The sequence below is a fragment of the Pikeienuella piscinae genome, from assembly GCF_011044155.1.
Taxonomy (GTDB): domain Bacteria; phylum Pseudomonadota; class Alphaproteobacteria; order Rhodobacterales; family Rhodobacteraceae; genus Pikeienuella; species Pikeienuella piscinae.
The window spans coordinates 1,357,894-1,376,173 of record NZ_CP049056.1; the positions used below are offsets into that span (position 1 = coordinate 1,357,894).

Genomic DNA, 18,280 nt, shown 5'->3' on the forward strand with positions numbered 1-18,280 from the left:
GAGTTCAGATCGCCGTAGCGGCCGCAGAGCGTGGGGCTTTGCGGAGCGCTTGCATGAAGGTCACCTGACCGAGCCCGGGCTGGTCCACCCGGCGGACTCGAGCGCGTCCGTCATCGCGGCCAGGATCTCATCCGCGGCCTGATGGCTGCCGGCGTAACCGACGGGATCCAGCCCGGGACTGATCTCGTTCATGGCGGCCAGAGCCCGCTTGGCGCATTCCCTGTCCTCCAGCAAGCCGCAAGCCATGGCGAGGAGCGATTGGCTGAAAGCCGACCCGTCGCGGACGGCGCTTGTCGCGATGCTCCTCATGGCCTCGCCGTCGCCTTTCATCAGCCGGTCGATCGCGAGCAAGTGGAAGTACCAGCCGGGCGGGTTGAGGGACAGCGCGACGGCGCGTTCGATCAGCGGAACCCCCGCTGCGAAATCGCCGCGCACCGCCAGTCTCCATCCCAGTTGCACGAGCGTGTATGGGTTGTTGGGATTGCTGTGGAGCGCCAGCCGTGCAAAGCGTTCGCCTTCCTCGAAGTCGCCCCGGTAGTGGTTGATGGCTGACAACGCGTTGAGACCAAGAATGTTTTCCGGCTCCAGAGCGATGGCTTTCATTCCCGCCTCGACGGCGGTCTCCAGCGTGATGTCCGGGTCGGGCGAGCGGATGTGGCCGAACCTGAGGGCGTCCAGCCGAAGCCAGGCCCGCATCGCCCAGGCGTCCGCGTAATCGGGATCATTCCGCAGAGCGGCCTGAACGCAGTCATATAGCGGCTGGTACAGGGCCGGCGAAAAGCTCCGCTTGTAATAGTATCCGCTCAATATGCATTCGTGGCTCGAGACGTCGACGCTAACGCCTTCATCCATACGACTTTCAGCAACGCCCATGATCGCGCCATAAGGCTCGCCAAGACTGGATGCAATCCTAGCGGAGATATTGTCTTGACGCCCAAGATTCTGAAACAGGTCCACGCTGCTCCGGTATGAATCGCTCCAGATGATTTCGCCGGAACGCGTGTCGGTCAATTGAACCGCGATCTCGGTGTTTTCCTTGTCGGATCGCAGGGTTCCGGTGACAACGTGGGATATGTCCGGCCGTCTGATCGCATGCTCCGCGTCCCAGCCGGGATCGCGCAGATCCCGGCTGGCGGTCGGGAAGAACACGCGAATCCCCGAGAAGCGGCTCAAATCGTTGGCCAGCTGGTTGGAAATCCCAAACGCCAGGTAGTGGTCCCTGTCATTGTCGCTGACCGCCACGATGGATCCGATCGCAACGGCGGGCAGATCGCCCCGACCCGTCGCGGACGAAGCGTCGACCGCTCCGCGATCGAGGAAGAGCGAGCCGACGGCGGCGACCATCGCAACGACGCCCGCAGCGACCAGCGCGAGCCTCGGCCAGGTCCGTCGCGGCCGGAGAGCGACATGCGCCTCGACCTCCTCCTCGGCCGCCTCCGGCATGGTCGTCTCGGGTTCCGGTTCGTCGAGCGGCGCCCCCGCGCGCCGTTCGAAAACCGGCACGTATGCGCCCTTGGGGATCGAGATCCGGACCAGGTCCCCGGCTCCGGCCCCGACATAGTAGCTGCTCAGGTCGTGGCGTAGACGTCTCGCTTCGAGGCGCACTACCGGGTCCGTCCTTGGATCGAAGGTGTGGTCCCGCCCGTAAACCGCGGTAGCGATGGTGAACCCCTTGAGCTCGCGAGCGCGCCCGACGAGGGTTTCCTCAACCACGAAGCGAAGCATCGCACGACGCTTTGTCGTCGCGGGAAAGTCCTTGCTGGCCAACAGCTGGGCCAGCACCGCCCGCACCTCGTCCTTGGAGGCGCCCTCGCTCTCCGAAGGAAAGGGTTCGGCCTGCATTGCTGAACTGCACATATATCCACCCGCCGCCGACTCGTTAGCGCACCATAGCACGATCAGTTCAAGGCAAGAATTGGGATATCACTGGAGTTCAGCGCCGCTCCGGAGCGCTCCCCAAGTGACTTCAGATAAAGCACTTCTGAGAGTTCGAACACGTTTGAACTCCCCCGCGCGCTGCTGTTGGCGCAGACTGCGTGCAGTTGGATATTTGATGAATGGGAAGGATTCTTGATAAATGGGAAGGGCGCGCCGCCGAAGAACTTGGATTGCATGAGACGGTTCTGAGGCTTTGGATTCGCAAGTTTGGCCAGAGTGGGACGGGGTCTGCGCGACCCTCCGTCAGGCAGGCGCAGGGCCCGTCCCCGGCCGACCTGGCCGATGAGAAGGCCCGGCTGAAGCGAGAGCTGCAAAGGGCCCAAACGGAGCGCGACATCCTAAAAAAAAGCGCGCTCATCTTCGGAGCGGCCACCCGATGAGTTTCGGGTTCGTCGATGAGCATCGCAACCTCTGGCCAGTGCGCACGATCTGCTCGGTCCTCGGGATATCGGCCAGTGGATATTATGCTTGGCGACGGCGCCCGGAGAGCCGGCGCAGCGTCGAGAACCGAACCCTTCTTGGCGATATTCGTCGCGCTCATGTCGAGAGCGGCGGATGTTACGGCGCGCCACGCATCCATGCCGTGCTGCGCGCCGCCGGCCGATGCGTCGGGCGCCACCGTATCGCGCGCCTGATGCGCCTCGCCGGCCTGCGCGGGCTGGCCGCAATCCCACGCCGGGTGCGAACCACGAACAGTCGGCACGGCTATCCGATCGCCCCCAACAGGCTGCGCAGGAACTTCGCGGCAGCCGCGCCGAACCAGGTCTGGCTCGCTGATCTGACCTATATCAGAACCGGTGAAGCGGGCGCCGGTCCACTCCGTCCAGCCTTCAGGCTGAACGCGCCGCCGCTGGTTTCGCGCCATCATCGTTCCGTCTCTTCTCCAACATCCTTCATCGTCACCGTGCAAGGCTCGTGCGCCGCTGAGAGATTCTCGTCATGGTCCTCGAGAATCGAGGCGAGGAATGAAAGAGGCGCGCCGATCGTGTCCGCGACGACCTTCTTCGCGATATCTCCCTCGGAGAGATCCACTCGCGGATCGTCAATGGGCCCGGTGACCGATACGGAGCCGATGGCGTCTATCACGCCGCGCCTTTTCGGTCTCGGATTGAAGTGCATGTCCAACGTGCGCTGCCGAAGATCGATCGATCCGCCGCCGATCATCTGCACCTGCCCCGTCTCCAGAACGAACCTCCGCGCGTCGCCCTTTCCATCTGCGAACTCAAACCGGACCTTGACGCAGGTGAGCGGCGCTCTCCCGTCCGCATCGCGCGTGAAAAGCCAATGCAGCGCGTTCTCTCCGGCAAGATCGACGACGGCGCTCGGAAGAGTCCCGTCGCGAAGATCGGCCGACACGACCCCGCTCATGGATGCGGCGAAGGCTTCCGCTCCGTCCCAACGTCCCGAGAGGGATGCGTCAACGTCGAGCGTCCCTGACAGCTTCGGCGGCCCGACGAAGAACGCTTCCAGACGTTGCAGCTGCAATCCACGTCCTTGCCCGTCGACCGTCAGCGAGAGCGGTTTCGTATCGGTTTCGGCTTCGATGGCTCCGCTCAACGTCTCGCCGAGAAACTCGAGAGCCAGCGGATCTAGCCGAACCCGGCGCCCGTCTACGGACACGAGCGCATCCAGCCGCTTCGCTTCGCCTCCCACGCCGCGCACCGTACCCGCGGAGACCTTGATCGTCGCACGAGTGCGTTCGACGAAACCTTTCCTCAGTTCGACCTCGGGCGTTTGACGCGCCGCGAACAGCCGCGCCACTTCTCGGCCCATCTTCACGTTCGAAAGATCGGCCTCGCTCATCGCCACCGAACCGCTGATCCGCGGCGCATCGCCTTCCACCGCGCTCCGGATGTCGACGGCCGCCGCAGTCTGTCCCAGCCTCGCATCGCCCGTGATGGAAAGCCCCGGATCGCCGAGCGCCATGGCGCCGTCGAAGGCCACCCCGTAGCCAGGGGACGCCGTCGTTTCGAGCGCCGACGCCAGCGCGCTCACGTCGGGAATGTCGATGCGCACATCGAAGGCGTTCGGTTCCGAGGCAGACCGGTGCGCGACGCTGAGCGCGATCAGATCCGAGCCTTCGGACTTCGCGTCAAAGCTCGTGACCTGCATAGCCCCCGAAGCGTCGGACAACGCGGCGCTGCCGGCGAAACCGCCGACGTCGCCCGCCTCTGGACGCCCGGTGATCAGCCGAAACACCGGAACGCGGAAATCGGCGTCCAGGCTCCATCCTCGGAGTTCGAGAGCGTCGTCCAGGCTCCCGGCGACCTCAAGGGCCCCGCCATCGGCCCAGTCCTGCCGCAGCTGGATGTCTGCGATCTGGAGCCGACCGTCAACGGTGCGACGCACAGCCCCTATCTTGACCGGACCGATGGTCTGCAGCTGGAACCTGGCGAGGTTCGTGTTCAGAACGAGCTCGTTCACCGCGATCTCCGACACGCCTCCCTCGATGCGTCCGGCCATCTTCAGCAGATGAAAGGCGGCGTCAGCTTCGGCAGACAGGCTGTCATCGGGGGCAGCGCGTCCAGGTTCCTTCACGCCGGGCATCCTGATGGGACGCGGCTTCGGAATGGGCGAAACGGCAACGCCTTTCACCCTTTCTTGCCCGCCGCCGGGCGAACCGCTGGCGGAAGGCGACGGCGAACCGTGATCGCCAGGCGCGTCCCCGTGGCCGACATCGTCCACGCCGGCCGTATCCGTCCGGGACGCGTTCGCGGTCAACGCGACGAAGTCGAACGCGGCCCCCTCGCCCGCCGACAGGTCATCGATCGTGCCGTTTACGGTCAGCGTGGAGCCGTCCGCGCCCTTCGCCTCGAGGATCGCGGAAGACGCCGCCAGCGCATCCAGCGGGCCGCTGAGCGTCATGCCTCCCGTCGCCGAGCCTTCGATCAGACGCTTGAGGCCGAAGCTTTCCTGCAGATCGCCGAGCGACGTCGAAGAATATGCAAGCTGGGCGTCGAGCGCCGGGGATCGAGAGGTTCCGTGGAGACGTCCCCGCAGCTCGGCCGCAAGGCCCGGCGCCGTCACGCTGACATCGAGATTCTGCGGCCCGTCCCGCTCCAGCGCCATCGAGAGATCCGGCAGAGTCGCAGCGAGTTCGACGGGCTGGCCGTCGAAAGCGGCCTTTCCCTCGATTGCATAGACGCCCTCCTGGGCCTCCCGCGTAGCGAGTTCATGCAGCGACAGCGTCCAGTTCCAGCCGTCCGGATCGTCAGTGCGCATCACTTGAACGTCGTTGAGCGTCAGCTTGCCGAGCAGCGGCGAGCCGAGGGCATCGCCTATCTGCGCGGCGATGCGCTGCGGAAGCGGCCTCTCGTGGGGGGCAGCCGGGCCGTCGAGGACGAAGCGCAAACCGGCGAGCTCAAGTCGCTGCAGATCGAACCGCCCAGAGAGCAAGGCAGCGGTCCGGAAGTCCAGAGACACCCGCCCGATCGGCCCGTCGTCGAGCGATGCGCCAGATTGAGAAACGCCGTGGATCATGACCTTGGAGACCGCGCCGAGCTCTACTGAGACCTCGCCGCCGACGGCGACCTCGCGTCCGGTCAGCCGAGACAGCAAAGAGGCCGCAACGGCGCTCCGCGTCCCGTTGAGCGGCGGCGCCAAAAGCACCGCCAGCACGATCCCCCCTAGCGCAACGAGGATGACCCCGGCGAATAGCGTGAGGCGACGAAAGGTTCTGATCATACGCTCTCGTCTCCTTGTGGACGATTTAAAGAGAATCTTCGGCGTCAGCTGCGAACGGCGCCGCCAGAAGACGCAGAGTGGTGGAAGAGCCGCACCGCATTCCGGCGAGGCCCGCAAGCATAGCGCCGGCAGACTTCACGGTGAAGTCGAGACGCGAGCCCTGGACGCCATCGCAACGACCATCCGTCGCCGCCTTCAGACTACAGCGGCCGAAACGCTCTGAACTGATGCGGTAGATACCCCATCGGGTCGGAGTGGTCCGGATCTCATCGGCGCGTCATGGCAGGACCCGGTCGAACGCCTCGGCCAGATGGCGGCAGGCGAGCGGTGCGCGCCGTTCGGCAGCCCCCTCCATATTGGCGCCGACCCGAAGCAGACCGCAGGTCCCGTGGTGCGGGCCTGAGCCTCGCCGAGCGTTCCGGCGCGGCTCGTCCGTCGCGCGGCGCCCCGGTCGCGTGGATGCTACCGTGCCTGCTCGTCGGAGACGTCGTTTCGCGACACCACCGCCCCGTCGGCGGAGAGCAGCGTCGCGAAAAGCCGCAGCGCCGGGAATTGGGCGCAGACGATCATGAAGACGGCCGTAAGCGGCACGCTCAAAAACGCTCCGGCGAGGCCCCAAAGGCCGCCCCAAAGCGCGAGCGCCAGCATCACTGCCAGGGAACTCATGTCGAGGCTCCGCCCGGCCAGCATCGGCTGGATCACGTTGTCGATGATCAGCCTCAGCGCGCCGCCGACGATCAGCACGAACCAGAAGGGCCATGCGAAGCCGAACTGCAGCAGAGCGAAGACGGCCGGTGCCGCGATGCCGAAAACCGTGCCGACGGTCGGGATAAACGCGGTGAAGAAGATCAGGAGCGACAGCGGCGCGGCGAAATCAACTCCGGTGAGCTTGAGAACGGCATAGAGCACCGCCGCGGCCAGCGCGCTGGTCCGCGTGTTGATCCACATGTATCTCTGCACGATGATCGAAATGGTCCGCGCGGCGCGCGCCAGCCGTTCGGCCCGCGCCTCGGAGCCGAGCGCGATGGGTAGCTTTCGCGCGAACGCTTCCCGCTCCGCGAGCATGAACAGCACGTAGAAGAATACCAGAAGCGCCGTGGCGAGGACAGCGCCCGCGGGCGCGATCAGACTCGAGAGCGCCGCCTCGACATCGAAATGCTCGAGCTTCGCGCGAAGCCGGTCGGCGGCGTCCTGTCCGATCGCGGCGGACAGATTGTCGATCCGCGCTCCCAGACGGGTCGCATAGACGGGTGCTGCCGCGGACATCTCGGCGACCTGACCTGTGATCACGCGGATCGCTCCGGCGAAGAAGCCGAAAACCGCTGTCATGCTCAACACGTGCGCGGCCCACCCCGGGATCCCGCGGCCGGCGATCGTGATCCCTCGCGTCCGCTCTCCGATCGCGACGATCAGAATAAAAAGCAGCACGGCGATCGAGAGCGGTACGAAGAAGTCCCGGCCGTAATGGAGGAGCGGCAGAAGAATCGCGATTGACGCGAGGCCAAGGAACCACGGCGGCGGCGATGGAGGCGCCGCCGGGGGAGCCTCCTGCTCGGCTTCAACTTTCGACTCGCTTATCATCCGGCCTCAGAACCTGAAGGTCAGGCCGACCACGGGACCGTACATCTCCAGCGTTTGCTCCAACGAGCCGCTCTCATAGTCCATGTAGATGTAACGAAACGCCAACTCCGCTTCGATATTCTCGTTGAACTCGTAGCTGACGCCCGCCATCGCTTCCCACGCGATTTCGGAGCCGACGCCGAATCCGCCAACGTTCGCCAAGCCGAAAACCGAAGAGCGTTCGGCGATGGGGTAGCGCCCGCGCGCACCGATGACAGGATCGACCCATGCGCTGGTCGAGCTGCCGCTGGCGGAGATCAGGGCGCCGGACCGTGAAACGGTCGCCTTGGTCCTCACCACGCGCGCGCCCCCCATCAGATCGAACCAGGCGGCATCGTCTTCCCAAGTCCGCCATGCGAGCAGGCCGGTGCCCAGAAAAGAGGTCATGCCGAGTTTCCGCCGAACCCCGAGGGAACTTCTCCCGTCGAAGTCCAGATCCGCGTAAACTATGTCCCCGACGATGCCGAACCGGCCCCGCCGTAGTTCGCCGTTCACGAATACGGCGAATTTCAAGGCTTCCAGTACATTGTCGATCCCCGCCGAACCGCTGCCGTTCAGTCGCCCCCCTCGAGGACCGTCCACGCCCACGTCGGCGTCGATGGCTGGGAGCCAGCCGTAGATCGTGGCGCGACCGCTCCAGCCCTCGGCCTTGTCCTGAGAAAAAGCCGCAGACGGGATGAGGAGAAGCGCAAACAGAAACCTGCGGAGCATGGCGTCACCTTTTGGAGGTTTGGGAGGCGTCGGGCAGGCCCGTCGCGAAGAAGGGCGGGGCGTCGCGCCACGCCTCGCCGGTGCGGAAATAATCTCCCGCAAACTCGTAGAGGCAGGACATGAAGGACGGGTCGAACTGTTCGTCCGGGTCCGGACAGGGGATCTCGGGCGGTATCCAGGTCACGTTGAAGTCGACCTTGTCGCGCTGAGCAATCGCGTAGAGACGATAAACGTCGCCGGTTCCGCTGCCGCGGATCAGCGAACTCACCGCCGCAAAGCCGATAGCGGGCAGACGAGCTCGAACTGTCGAATGAGGCGGGGCAAGGTCGTTGTTGACCACGACCCAAACCCTGCGATCGAGATCGCGCCCGAGAATCCGCCGTGTCGCTTCGGCGATCGGCACCTGAGGCGAGATGAAAGTAACCTGCGACGAGGCCCCGCCGTCGACATGCATCTCATCATAGACGCGGCCGTCCGGCCCTTCGACATCGACGAACATCGGCGGAAAGGCGACGGGGATCGCCGCCGAAGCGCGGATGAGCTCCTGCACGAGCTTGAGCGCGCCCGGGTGGCCGGAGTTCGCGATCTCGCCGATGTTCCAGATGACCGGTCGACCGGCGTCGAGGTTGGTCGTGCCGATGCTGAGCTCCCGTCCGCGCCGGTGCTCTTCGGCAATGCGATCGAGAAGCTCCGCAGTTATGTATTTCTCGATCAGCCGGGCGAGCGGCGTCGTGTCGGCGAGCGCCGTGCCGGCGATCAAGCCCGTGACTACGGTGCTCTCGAGGAGATCGTCCGTCGTATAGGCGGAGTAGAACTCCTTGAGCATGTCGTCGTACTCGGGTCCGAGGAACGCGAAAGGAGCGATGATGGCGCCGGTGGAGACGCCGGCGACACCCTGGAACTCGGGCCGCGTCCCGCTTTCGGTCCAGGCGGCCAGAAGGCCGGCGCCGAAGGCGCCCCACTGGCCGCCTCCCGACAACGCGAGATAGTCGACCTGCGGCGTCCGCCCGGCCGCAACCTCGCGCCCGAACCGTTCGCGCAGCAACGGCCCCGCGGTTTCAAGCAACCTGTCGACCTCCGCTGGCGTCAGCGCATCGCCCCACTCCCGAAGCCCCGGCGTGCCGAGAGGCTGGACGATGTCGGCCAGGTCTGCCGGAACCGGGGTGCGCGTGATCGAGACGCAGCCGGACTGGGCTAGGAACGCCAGACCCACGCAGATCGTCGCGAACGCGTCGAGCATGCGTCGATGAGGGCGTCGGCCGTACATGCGGTCAAGTCGCGCACGGCTGCCGCAGCCTAGGCGCGGCGTCTCGTCTCGCCGCCTGGCAATCGCGCTGAGCGGGTTGAACCTGCCGCCGCGTCCCTGCGTCAGCCAGGGAGCCGCGGTGATGCGAATGGGCTCAAGCTTCACGATCTCAATCCGGAAACAGCAGGGTGATCTGTGCGCGCACCCCGAAGGAATCGGGGCCGGCGTCGGGAGACTCGGCCCAGTAGCGTCCATTGACCAGAAACTGGACCTTCTGATCCTGGATGTTGACCAGTTTGGCCACGAAGACGTTGATCGGGACGGACCACTGGTCGGCTTTCCAGTTGTAGGAGGACTCCGAGTTCACTCCGATCGTCCAGGCCGAGGACGAGGTGTGCGTCAGGAATGGCTGCAGGAAGGTCGCGCTCACCTTGTCGCGGCCGCTCACGGACCAGACGTGGTTGGCCAGGGCGCCGTAGGTCCAGGGCCCTTCCTGCACCAGGGCGACGCCGGTCGGACCGAGACCGAACTTGCCGCTTCCGAGCAGATCGTCGGTCGAGGTTGGCAGAGAGAGCACCGGCCCGACGCCCCAGGTCAAGTTGCCGACGGCGGTCTGCAAGGGCGCCTTCGGCGAGAAGAAGCCGCTCTGCAGGACGTCGCCAAGGCCGAACTGCTTGCCCGAGCGGCCGGCGATGTCGTCCTGCCAGGCGATGGGGACGATCGTGCGCGAGATGAGATTCCAGTTTTCGCTGAGGCTGATCGGCACGACCGGCTGCACGTTGAGCAAAAGCTTCTCGCCGTCCTCCGGCCCGTAGCCCTGATCGTAGTTGAACTGGAACGGGACCGAGATCAACGAGGAGATCGGGTTCGAAAGCTTCTTGGCCAGATCGGAATCGTTATCCGCGGCCAACGCGGGATCGCCCGTCAGAGCCAATGCTGCGGCCGCCAGGCACGGTTGCAAGAACCGAACCGCCGCGCCGAGCCGCCATCTCGGCGGCGCCGGGCTCGCCGCTTGATCGCTCGCCGGCGCCGCGCCCATCAGTTTCCTGAGTTTGCTCATTGGTCGTCCTCTCGCTGTTCAATCCTGCAGAAAGCGGCGGGCTGTCGGCCGGAGGTTCTACTTCCTCAGTCCGGGAACACCACCCGCCAGTCCTTCGCCATGTCCACCACTGTCCAGCCGTGGGACGCGGCGGCGTCGAGGCCTTTGTCGAGCTTTCCGAACGTCGCCTTGCGGTCGTAGGCCCACTCGCGCTTCGCGTCCGTATGGTGGACGTAGAGGCAGAAACTCGGGCCGGGCGGCAGACAAGTGTATTGAAGCATCTGCAGGTCGCCGTCGGAATTGCCGAAGGCGGCGATAGGCTTGCGCCCGATATGCGTGCCGATCCCGACCGGCTTGCCCGGGCCGTCATCGATGAAGTCCATCTCGGGTTGTTTGAGCAGGACAGGCGCGCCGTCGACGATGTCGAACTTGAGCTTGGCCGAGCTGCCCATGACCTGCTCGGGCGGAACGCCGTAGACCTCCTCGGTGAAGACGCGCATGAAGTCGATCCCGCCGCCAGAGACGATGAACGTCTTGAAATCGTTGGACCGAAGGTAGGCCAGGAGCTCCAGCATCGGCTGGTAGACCATCTTAGTGTAGGCCGCGCCCTTGGCGGGGTGGCGGGAGGTCTCGAGCCAGTCCCGCACCACTGCGGCGTACTGATCGGACGTGAGGCCCGAATGCGTCGCGAGGACGACCTTCAGCACGTCCTTGACGCCGTTGGGAAAGGCTTTCGCGATGTCGCCCTTGAGGATGGAGGAGTAGGGCTCGGTTGTCTTCCAGTCGGGATTCTGGTCGGCTAGGGCCTTCACGCGGTCGATCGCGAAGGCGAGCTGGGTGTACATCGGCTGCTCGGCCCACAGCGTGCCGTCGTTGTCGAAGGTCGCGACGCGTTCGGGGACGGGGACGAAATCCGGCCCGCCCTCCTCCGACACCGCTTCGACGAACGCGACGATGGCGGACTTGGTCTCGCCGTCGTTCCACGAGGGCAGCGGGTCTTCCTGCGCGTGCGCGACGGCGGCGGCGCCGGCGATCGTGGCGGCGGCGCAGAGGGTCCGCAGGTGGTCGGTCGAGAAAATCATCGGTTCTTCTCCAAGAGAGAATGCGAAGTGGCCGGGCCCCGCGAGGCCCGGCTCGAAGCTTGCGCGGGGATCAGTTGCCCGAAGGCAGCCCGATGCTCACGCCATCCTTCTGCAGTTGATCGCGGATGTATTTGAACCGCTGGTACTGGGTCAGCGTGACCGGGCCGGAGTAGGTCTCCGACTGCAGCTTGCGGGGCGGGTAGTCGATATAGGTCTTCATCTTGGCCTTCACCGCCTCGTTGGCCGGGACCACCGCCCAGGTGCTCTCGGTGAAGGTGGTCATGAAGATGTCGTACCGCTCCTGCGGATCGGCCAGCAGGTCGAAGACCTGGGGAACGGTGGCGACATAGCTTTCCGCGCCCTTCCAGCCGAGGTTGGTGTCGACGGCGAGACCGCCGGTCTGCGCACCGTCGTCGCCGCGAAGGTTGAAGACATACTTGAAGTTCCCGACGCGCACCGCGCCCGGCGTCAGTTCGTCCTCGGTGAAGTAGAACCAGTCCTTGCGCTTCGATTCGCCCGATCCGGTCAGTACCGGGGTCATGTCGTAGCTGTCGAAAATGATCGGCTGGCCTTCGCGGTCCTCGGTCGGCAGCTCGATCCCGGCGGCGGCGGCGAAGGTGGCCATCAGGTCGAGGCCGCCGACGATGGCGTCGCTCTTCGAACCGGCATCCACCTTGCCGGGCCACCGCACGACGGCGGGAACGCGGCTGCCGCCTTCACGCACCGTGCCCTTGGTCGAGCGGAACGGGGTGTAGCCCGAGTCCGGGTAGACGTCCTGCCAGGCGCCGTTATCCACGGTGTAGACCACCAGCGTGTTTTCGGCGAGGCCGAGCTCGTCGAGCTTGTCCAGCACGTTGCCGATCCGGGCGTCCAGTTCGACGACTGAGTCGGCGTAGTTCGACTTGGTGATCGACTTGCCGACGAAATCCGGGTGCGGAATGTTGGGCTGGTGGTTCTTCATGAAGTTGACGTTGATGAAGAACGGCGTGTCCGGGTCCTTCGCGGCGTCTTCGAGGAACTCGAACGCGGTCGCCTGGACATGGGCGTCCAGGTACTTGATCCCGACCTTGCCCTGATCCGGCGTGTCGGCGTCGCCCAGGACCTTGTAGTCTTCAGTCGCCTTCTCGCCGGCGTTGCCGGACAGCGAGCCGGTGGTCACCTTGACGAACATCTTGCGCAGATCGTCGCTCATGTTCCGGTGCCAGTCGGGATCGGCGTAGGTGTAGGCGTTTAGGTGATAGAGGAAGGCGTGCTTCATCACGTCGTAGCCTTGCGCGTTGGGCAGCGCGTAGTCACTCTCCCCCAGGTGCCACTTGCCGGTGAAATACGTCTTGTACCCGGCGGTTTTCAGCACCGAAGCCAGCGTCCATTCCGCCGCCGGCAGGCCGCCGCCCTGACCCTGGAAGGCCACCGTGGTCATGCCCGAACGGTTGGGGATGCGGCCGGTCTGCATCGCGGCGCGGCCGGGCGTGCAGCTCGGCTGACCGTAGAAGTTGGTGAAGAACATCCCCTCGCTGGCCAGCTTGTCGATGGCCGGGCTGGGCATCCCGCGCGCCGCGCCGCCCAGGTACGGCCCGAGGTCGCCCCAACCGGTGTCGTCCGACACGATCAGAAGGATATTGGGTTTGCCGCCCGCTGCGCTCTGGTCCTGCGCCATCGCCGGCGCGGCGAGCGCCGTGACGCCGACCGCGATGGCCGGCAATACTGATGAAATTCGCATTGTCATGGTTCCTTTTTTCTTTATCGGCTTACGTTTCGGGAGATGGCGCAGGCTGGATTCCGCAGCGACATCCGGTCCTGCGTCGGCGCGCGGCGCGCCGACGCCAGTTCTTCCTTCGGTTCCTGGAGAGGCTCGGCGCGGCTCGCTCGCCGGTCCTCATCTTGTTTCCAGCAAGGTTCCCTTCATCACCGCCAAGCATTGATTCCGGTTCGGACCGGTGTCCGCAGAGGCGCAGACGACAACTTCACTTGAGCATTTCTTCGATCTCGGCCTCGATCTCGATGATCAGATCCTCGAAGCCGACGATGCGCTCGGAGCCGGGCGGGTCGACTCCCCGCCACCGATCCAGGGCGTCGCAAGCCGCTCGGTAGTCGGAGACGATCGAGCGGAACTCTGCATCGACGGCGCAAAGCCAGCGGATCTCGAGAATTCGATCCGGCCAGCGTTCCGCCATGGCTGTCCATGGTTCCATCCATCCCGTTCCAGTGGAAAGGTTGCTTTCGCGATCATGGCGATCGGTGCTTCTTCGATTTTTTGGTGTGGCGTGATCCCCCTGCCTATCAGCGTTCCAACTGAGGGCATGCTGCATCGAGAGGCGCGACGGCAGGGAGTACGAACGGGTTCGAACTCTTAACAATTATTTTAAATCAGCACCTTGCCCGTATTCCACGTCGGCAATTAGAGCTGCCCTGACGTGCTCGACAGGCGGCTGGACGAAGCGTGCTATGTTCGAGCAGTGATTCGGCGGCGGATGGTGTTGATGGCCAATTCGGAAGGGTTTGGACAGTCTTGTCAGCCGCATGTTGAAGACTTCTCCGAAGCCGAAATTCGAGCGGAACTGGCTCGGCTGTTGTCCAGCAAGGACTTTCCGGCGACCCAAAAGCGTCGTGAGATGCTGTGCTTCGTCGTTCAGGAAACGCTCGCGGGGCGCGCTCGCGAGCTCGAGGGATTCACGATCGCCTCCGCGGTTTACGGGCGGGACGAAACCTTCGACGCCAAGACGGATCCGGTGGTGCGCCTCGAGGCGAGACGTCTACGCCACGACCTGAGCAGCTACTATGTCGGGGTCGGAGCCGCAGATCCGGTCCGGATTTCGATCCCGAAGGGCGGATACGTGCCGGTGTTTGAACCTCGCGCGGGGGCGCCTGCCGACGATGTGGCGCCCGAAACCGGTATATCGGAGACGATCGAAGGCGATGTCGAGGCGCCCGCCGCTCTTCGGCCGCGCTGGACGACGCCGAAGCTCGCCATGGTCGCGGCGGGCGCCTTGGCGCTGATCGCAGGCGTCGTCTCGATCTTCCTCTTTCGCGGAGCGGAAGACGGCTCGTCCGCGACGGGTCACGGCCGCCCGCCCGCCGTCGCGATCGGATCCTTCGTGGCGCTCAGCGACGACGACAGTGACCGCTACCTTGCGTTCGGCATTGCCAACCAACTGGCCAACGACCTGAGCCGCTTCTCGGGAATCCGTGTGTTTTTCCGGCCGCCGGGCGAGACCTGCGCTGTCTCGACAGCGACGGGCCCTGCGCCTGCCTGACGGGGCGCCGCTTGAACTCATCCGGAAAATACCGGCGCTTCGTCGTCTCCATCGGACACTCCTCCTCTTGGCTCGAAAGCCTATCATGGGTGTCCACTCAATCAGGGTAGGATCACGTCCGGCGGGCGGTGCTGCGCGACGGGATGAGCGCGCGGGCGGCGGCGCTGGCTTTTGGCTCTAAGCCACTGGCTACCGATGGCCGCTGTTAAACGCGGGGTGCGTCTAAGACAGTCGGCCCGGGCACGCACACCCAATGTTGCCGACCTTGCGTCTCGCGGCAATCTGATCTGCCGAACGCAGAACTCTGTCCTCGCGCCACGCAGAAGCGTCAGGGCGGTGGCAGCTCGCTTGCGATGCCGCGAAGGGTCGTATCCTGAGGGTTTGCTTCCAGAGCTTCGAAAAGCACGGCTCGCGCCGCATCGACGCCTTCGGTCGCGGCGGCGATGCGGACGAGCATCACCCATGCGTCGGTCCGCTGCGGGTCGAGGTGCACGGTCTCGCGGAACGCGCTGGTGGCGGCGGGGAAGTTCCGCAGGGTCAGGGCCATCCCCGCCGACTGCAGGTGCGTCTCGGGGAAATCGAGACGGCTCGCCAGGGCCCCTTGCCAGTCGTTCATGGCGGCGGCGAAGTCTGTCGCGATCTCGTCCGGCAGGCGGGCGATCGGCGCGTCGAGGAATTGACGTGCCGCGGCGATGCGGACGCTGCGCGAAGGGTCGTCGAGCAGCCCGGCGAGGCGCGGCAGCCGCTCCATTGGGGGCGCGGTCCGCTGGAGGCCCGCGGCGGCGGCCCGGACCAGTGGGTCGTGGTCCTGAAGGAGCGGCGCCAGCCGCTCGGCGGTCGAGGGGCTGTTCGCCTGTTCCAGAAGCCAGAGGGCCGTCGCGCGCACGATGCCGGGTTGGCTCTCGTCGGCAGCGAGATCCGCGAGTTCGCCGGCGGCGGAGACCGCATCCTCTCGACCGCGCGCGAGGGTCTCTCCGTAATGCGGCCCGCGATGCACGGGGTCCGGGAACCACTCGGCGATCCTCTCTGCCCCCCAGTCCGGCTCGCGATCCTCATGGCACGTCGTGCAGGCGTCCGGCGCACCGGTGGTCGCGGCAAGGTCGGGGCGCGGGATGCGGAAGCTGTGGTCGCGCCGCCAGTCGACGCCCATGTAGGCGCGGTCGGTCATGTGGCAGCTGACGCATTGCGCGGCCTCGGAACCTTCCTCGTGGAAATGGTGCGCCGGCGTGTCGTACTCTCCCGCGGCCGCCGGAAACTCCTCGCGGCCGGCGGGGGAGTGGCACTGGGTGCAGACCGCGTTGCCCTCGGTCACGAGTTCGGCTGTATGCGGTTCGTGGCAGTCCGTGCAGCCGACGCCCGCCTCGAACATCTTCGACTGCAGGAACGACCCGTAGACGTAGACTTCGTCGAGGATCTGGCCGTCGGCGTGGTAGAGGCCAGGGCGCAGCAGCGAGAGGTTATATGCGTCGTGGTAGGGTGTTCCCGGGATCGGGTTGCCGTCGCCATAGGGTTCGCGCCTCGAGTGGCAGCCGGCGCATTGCTGGATCGCCGCCTCGGTGTCGTCGAAGTCCACGGTGAAGCCGTAGGCGCCGAGGTCGGCGCCGCTATCCGCGATCTCCGCCCAGGCGACGTGTTCCGAGCCGGGTCCGTGGCAGGCCTCGCAGCCGACGCCGATCTCGACCTCGGTCGAGGCGTAGGTCTGCGTGGTCGCGTCGTAGTTCTTGTCGTAGCCGGTGGCGTGGCACTCGGCGCAACGGGCATTCCAGGTCTTGTACGGACCGGTCCAGTGCAGCGCGTCGTCGGGCGGCAGGTCCTGGTCGGGGTAGAGGTGGTACCACTCCTCCCGCTCGGTGTCCCAGACGACGTCGAAGCTCTGCAGGCGCCCGGGCTCGGTCTCGAGCAGGTACTGCTGCAGCGGCTCGATGCCGGCGACGGAGTGGACGGGGTAGTCGGTGGTGGTGCCGTCGGTCTCGGTGACTTCGACGTCGTAGGTTTCGCCGTCGGTGCGGAACTGGGCGGTCATCCCGTCGAGGGCGAACTGCGTGCCGTCGAAGTCGGCGACGACGGTCTCGGGCGAGGCCTCTGTCCAAGCGAGGGCATGATGCGAGCCGGCCCACGCCTCGGCGGCGCCGGTGTGGCACCCGGTGCAGGCGTCGGAACCGACATAGCCGGGCGTCTTCTGTCCAGTCGCCGGCGCGGCGGCAACTACAAACAGAACGACGAGGAGGTGCACGAGGTGACGCATCAGGAACCTACTCGCATAGACGGCGCTGTCTGTCACGCGCCCGGATTCAGGGGCGGCAGGCCCTGTTTGTCATGTTCAAGCATGCCGTGCGCGGCGCGAAGGACGGCGATCAGGATCGGGTCCGGTCGCGCCGCGGGCGCGCCGCCGCCGCTGATGCTGGTGCGGCTGCCGCGAAGACCAATACGCATCGGAACGGCGAGACGCAGCAGACCCCGATCCTCGGGATCGCGTTCGACGGTTTCATCGCCCCTGACCCGCCCGACTGACGCCGTAGAAAAAACACCCGGCCGGCAGGAAAAATGTCTTCCCGCCGGCTCGGATCGACCTCACCTCCTGAATGTCGCCGCGGGCGGCGGGTTTCCGAAACCTGGTTTCCGAAATCCTTTCCGAAACGATACCGAAAGACATGATCCATGATCGAGAAGAGCAAAGGCGGACGCCTGAGAGAATACACCGAGGCGCAGGCGCCGCAGGGAATCGAAAGTGTTGAGGCCCGCGGCGATATCGCGGACGGCGCGACGATGAAGCAGGCGATGCGCGATGAGCTCGGCGTCTCGCCCGGGAGCGACGCCGGGATCCTCGACGCGGAGGTCCGGCGCATATGTCAGAAGCGCGACCAAGCGATGGCGAAAGAGCGCGCCGAGACCCGTGTGCTGATGCTGGAGAAGGGCGAGATCGACCTGCTCGCGGACTTTGGTGCGCGGCCGCAAGGCGCGCTCAGGCTCAAGAACAACCCGGACGCGAACATCACCACCGACGGCTACGGCGCCATCGGCTCCGTGGTCTATCTGGAAATGAACCTGCGCCGGAAGCCGTTTGACGATCTGCGCGTGCGCAAGACGCTCGCCTATGCGATCGACACGGATTTCATCGCGAACGTGCTGTTCAGCGGGCAAACTAAAGTGGGAACGGGGCCGATTCACTCGGGCAACCCGTTCTATTCGCCAGATGTGCCACGCTACGAGATCGATCTCGACAAGGCCAGGGCGCTGCTCGACGAGGCCGGGTTGAAGCCTGACGCGAAACCGATATCGTGAATTTCGTGACTCTCACCAGCATGCTGGAAGCACTCTTTCTCGATTCCGAATACCGGAAAACGCATTCTGCGATCTCAGGCCGCGTCGCCCCCGGCGCGCTGGTCTACGCCATCGCCGAATGGTTGACCCTCAACGCCACGGCGCAGGGCACCGGACCCACCTTTCTCAACATGGAGCTGAACGTGAACAAACCAGTACTTGAGGGTGGCACAATCCATGTCGAGATCGAGGTGACTGAAATCCGGTCCGCGTCCAAGGGTGGGCGAGGTCTGGTGAGGACGCGTAATGAAGTGGTCAACCAACGAGGCGAGGTGGTCATCATCTACACGCCGCTCCGGCCTATGGCGCGACCGGAAGGCTGACTGTTGAGAATGGCGCTACAGTATGGACGTGATGGGTGAGCCGGTCGGGAAGCGCGCCGGTC

At 65.4% G+C, this 18,280-nt stretch carries 15 protein-coding genes and 1 pseudogene; 5 read left to right on the plus strand and 11 right to left on the minus strand.

Annotation, left to right across the window (positions count from 1 at the left end):
- Positions 1–60: 60 nt before the first annotated feature.
- Both G5B40_RS06605 and G5B40_RS06610 read right to left on the minus strand, forming a co-directional pair.
- Positions 61–1,842, minus strand: a complete 1,782-nt coding sequence (locus G5B40_RS06605; RefSeq protein WP_211907427.1) for a tetratricopeptide repeat protein — start codon at positions 1,840–1,842, stop codon at positions 61–63.
- 56 nt (positions 1,843–1,898) lie between these two features.
- Complete coding sequence (locus G5B40_RS06610; RefSeq protein WP_165096575.1) at positions 1,899–2,114, minus strand: hypothetical protein; 216 nt, start codon at positions 2,112–2,114, stop codon at positions 1,899–1,901.
- Between G5B40_RS06610 and G5B40_RS06615 the strand changes: the two are divergent.
- Positions 2,085–2,740: pseudogene (locus G5B40_RS06615) on the plus strand (IS3 family transposase); the annotation flags it as partial. The gene G5B40_RS06610 and the pseudogene G5B40_RS06615 sit on opposite strands and share 30 nt — an antisense overlap.
- A 62-nt stretch (positions 2,741–2,802) precedes the next feature.
- On the opposite strand, the gene G5B40_RS06620 reads toward G5B40_RS06615, so the two are convergent.
- The 8 genes from G5B40_RS06620 to G5B40_RS06655 all read right to left on the minus strand — a co-directional run bounded on the left by G5B40_RS06620 (position 2,803) and on the right by G5B40_RS06655 (position 13,512).
- On the minus strand, positions 2,803–5,622 hold the full coding sequence (locus tag G5B40_RS06620; RefSeq protein ID WP_165096578.1) for an AsmA family protein: 2,820 nt from the start codon (positions 5,620–5,622) through the stop codon (positions 2,803–2,805).
- 462 nt (positions 5,623–6,084) lie between these two features.
- Positions 6,085–7,203, minus strand: coding sequence for an AI-2E family transporter (locus G5B40_RS06625; RefSeq protein ID WP_165096581.1), 1,119 nt, complete (start codon positions 7,201–7,203; stop codon positions 6,085–6,087).
- A 6-nt stretch (positions 7,204–7,209) separates the two neighbouring features.
- Positions 7,210–7,953, minus strand: coding sequence for a YfaZ family protein (locus tag G5B40_RS06630; RefSeq protein ID WP_165096584.1), 744 nt, complete (start codon positions 7,951–7,953; stop codon positions 7,210–7,212).
- A 4-nt stretch (positions 7,954–7,957) separates the two neighbouring features.
- Positions 7,958–9,193, minus strand: coding sequence for a patatin-like phospholipase family protein (locus G5B40_RS06635; RefSeq protein ID WP_211907428.1), 1,236 nt, complete (start codon positions 9,191–9,193; stop codon positions 7,958–7,960).
- Positions 9,194–9,368: 175 nt separating this feature from the next.
- Positions 9,369–10,259, minus strand: a complete 891-nt coding sequence (locus G5B40_RS06640; protein WP_211907429.1) for a transporter — start codon at positions 10,257–10,259, stop codon at positions 9,369–9,371.
- Positions 10,260–10,324: 65 nt separating this feature from the next.
- Positions 10,325–11,320 carry an HAD family hydrolase gene (locus G5B40_RS06645; protein ID WP_165096590.1) on the minus strand — a complete coding sequence of 332 codons (996 nt, stop codon included), beginning with the start codon at positions 11,318–11,320 and terminating at the stop codon, positions 10,325–10,327.
- Positions 11,321–11,390: 70 nt separating this feature from the next.
- A complete protein-coding gene (locus G5B40_RS06650) occupies positions 11,391–13,040 on the minus strand; it encodes an arylsulfatase (protein ID WP_211907430.1) in 1,650 nt (549 codons plus the stop codon).
- 244 nt (positions 13,041–13,284) lie between these two features.
- The gene (locus tag G5B40_RS06655; protein ID WP_165096596.1) at positions 13,285–13,512 is read right to left on the minus strand and encodes a hypothetical protein; all 228 of its coding nucleotides are present in this window, start codon (positions 13,510–13,512) and stop codon (positions 13,285–13,287) included.
- Between the two features lie 288 nt (positions 13,513–13,800).
- Between G5B40_RS06655 and G5B40_RS06660 the strand changes: the two genes are divergently transcribed.
- A complete protein-coding gene (locus tag G5B40_RS06660) occupies positions 13,801–14,574 on the plus strand; it encodes a hypothetical protein (RefSeq protein WP_165096599.1) in 774 nt (257 codons plus the stop codon).
- 328 nt (positions 14,575–14,902) lie between these two features.
- On the opposite strand, the gene G5B40_RS06665 is transcribed toward G5B40_RS06660, so the two are convergent.
- Complete coding sequence (locus G5B40_RS06665) at positions 14,903–16,819, minus strand: multiheme c-type cytochrome (RefSeq protein WP_165096602.1); 1,917 nt, start codon at positions 16,817–16,819, stop codon at positions 14,903–14,905.
- A gap of 71 nt (positions 16,820–16,890) precedes the next feature.
- Between G5B40_RS06665 and G5B40_RS06670 the strand changes: the two genes are divergently transcribed.
- The 3 genes from G5B40_RS06670 to G5B40_RS06680 all read left to right on the plus strand — a co-directional run bounded on the left by G5B40_RS06670 (position 16,891) and on the right by G5B40_RS06680 (position 18,218).
- Positions 16,891–17,085, plus strand: coding sequence for a hypothetical protein (locus tag G5B40_RS06670; RefSeq protein WP_165096604.1), 195 nt, complete (start codon positions 16,891–16,893; stop codon positions 17,083–17,085).
- A 147-nt stretch (positions 17,086–17,232) separates the two neighbouring features.
- On the plus strand, positions 17,233–17,856 hold the full coding sequence (locus G5B40_RS06675) for an ABC transporter substrate-binding protein (protein ID WP_165096607.1): 624 nt from the start codon (positions 17,233–17,235) through the stop codon (positions 17,854–17,856).
- Positions 17,853–18,218, plus strand: coding sequence for a MaoC family dehydratase (locus G5B40_RS06680; protein WP_165096610.1), 366 nt, complete (start codon positions 17,853–17,855; stop codon positions 18,216–18,218). Before G5B40_RS06675 ends, G5B40_RS06680 begins: the two co-directional genes overlap by 4 nt.
- Positions 18,219–18,280: the final 62 nt, after the last annotated feature.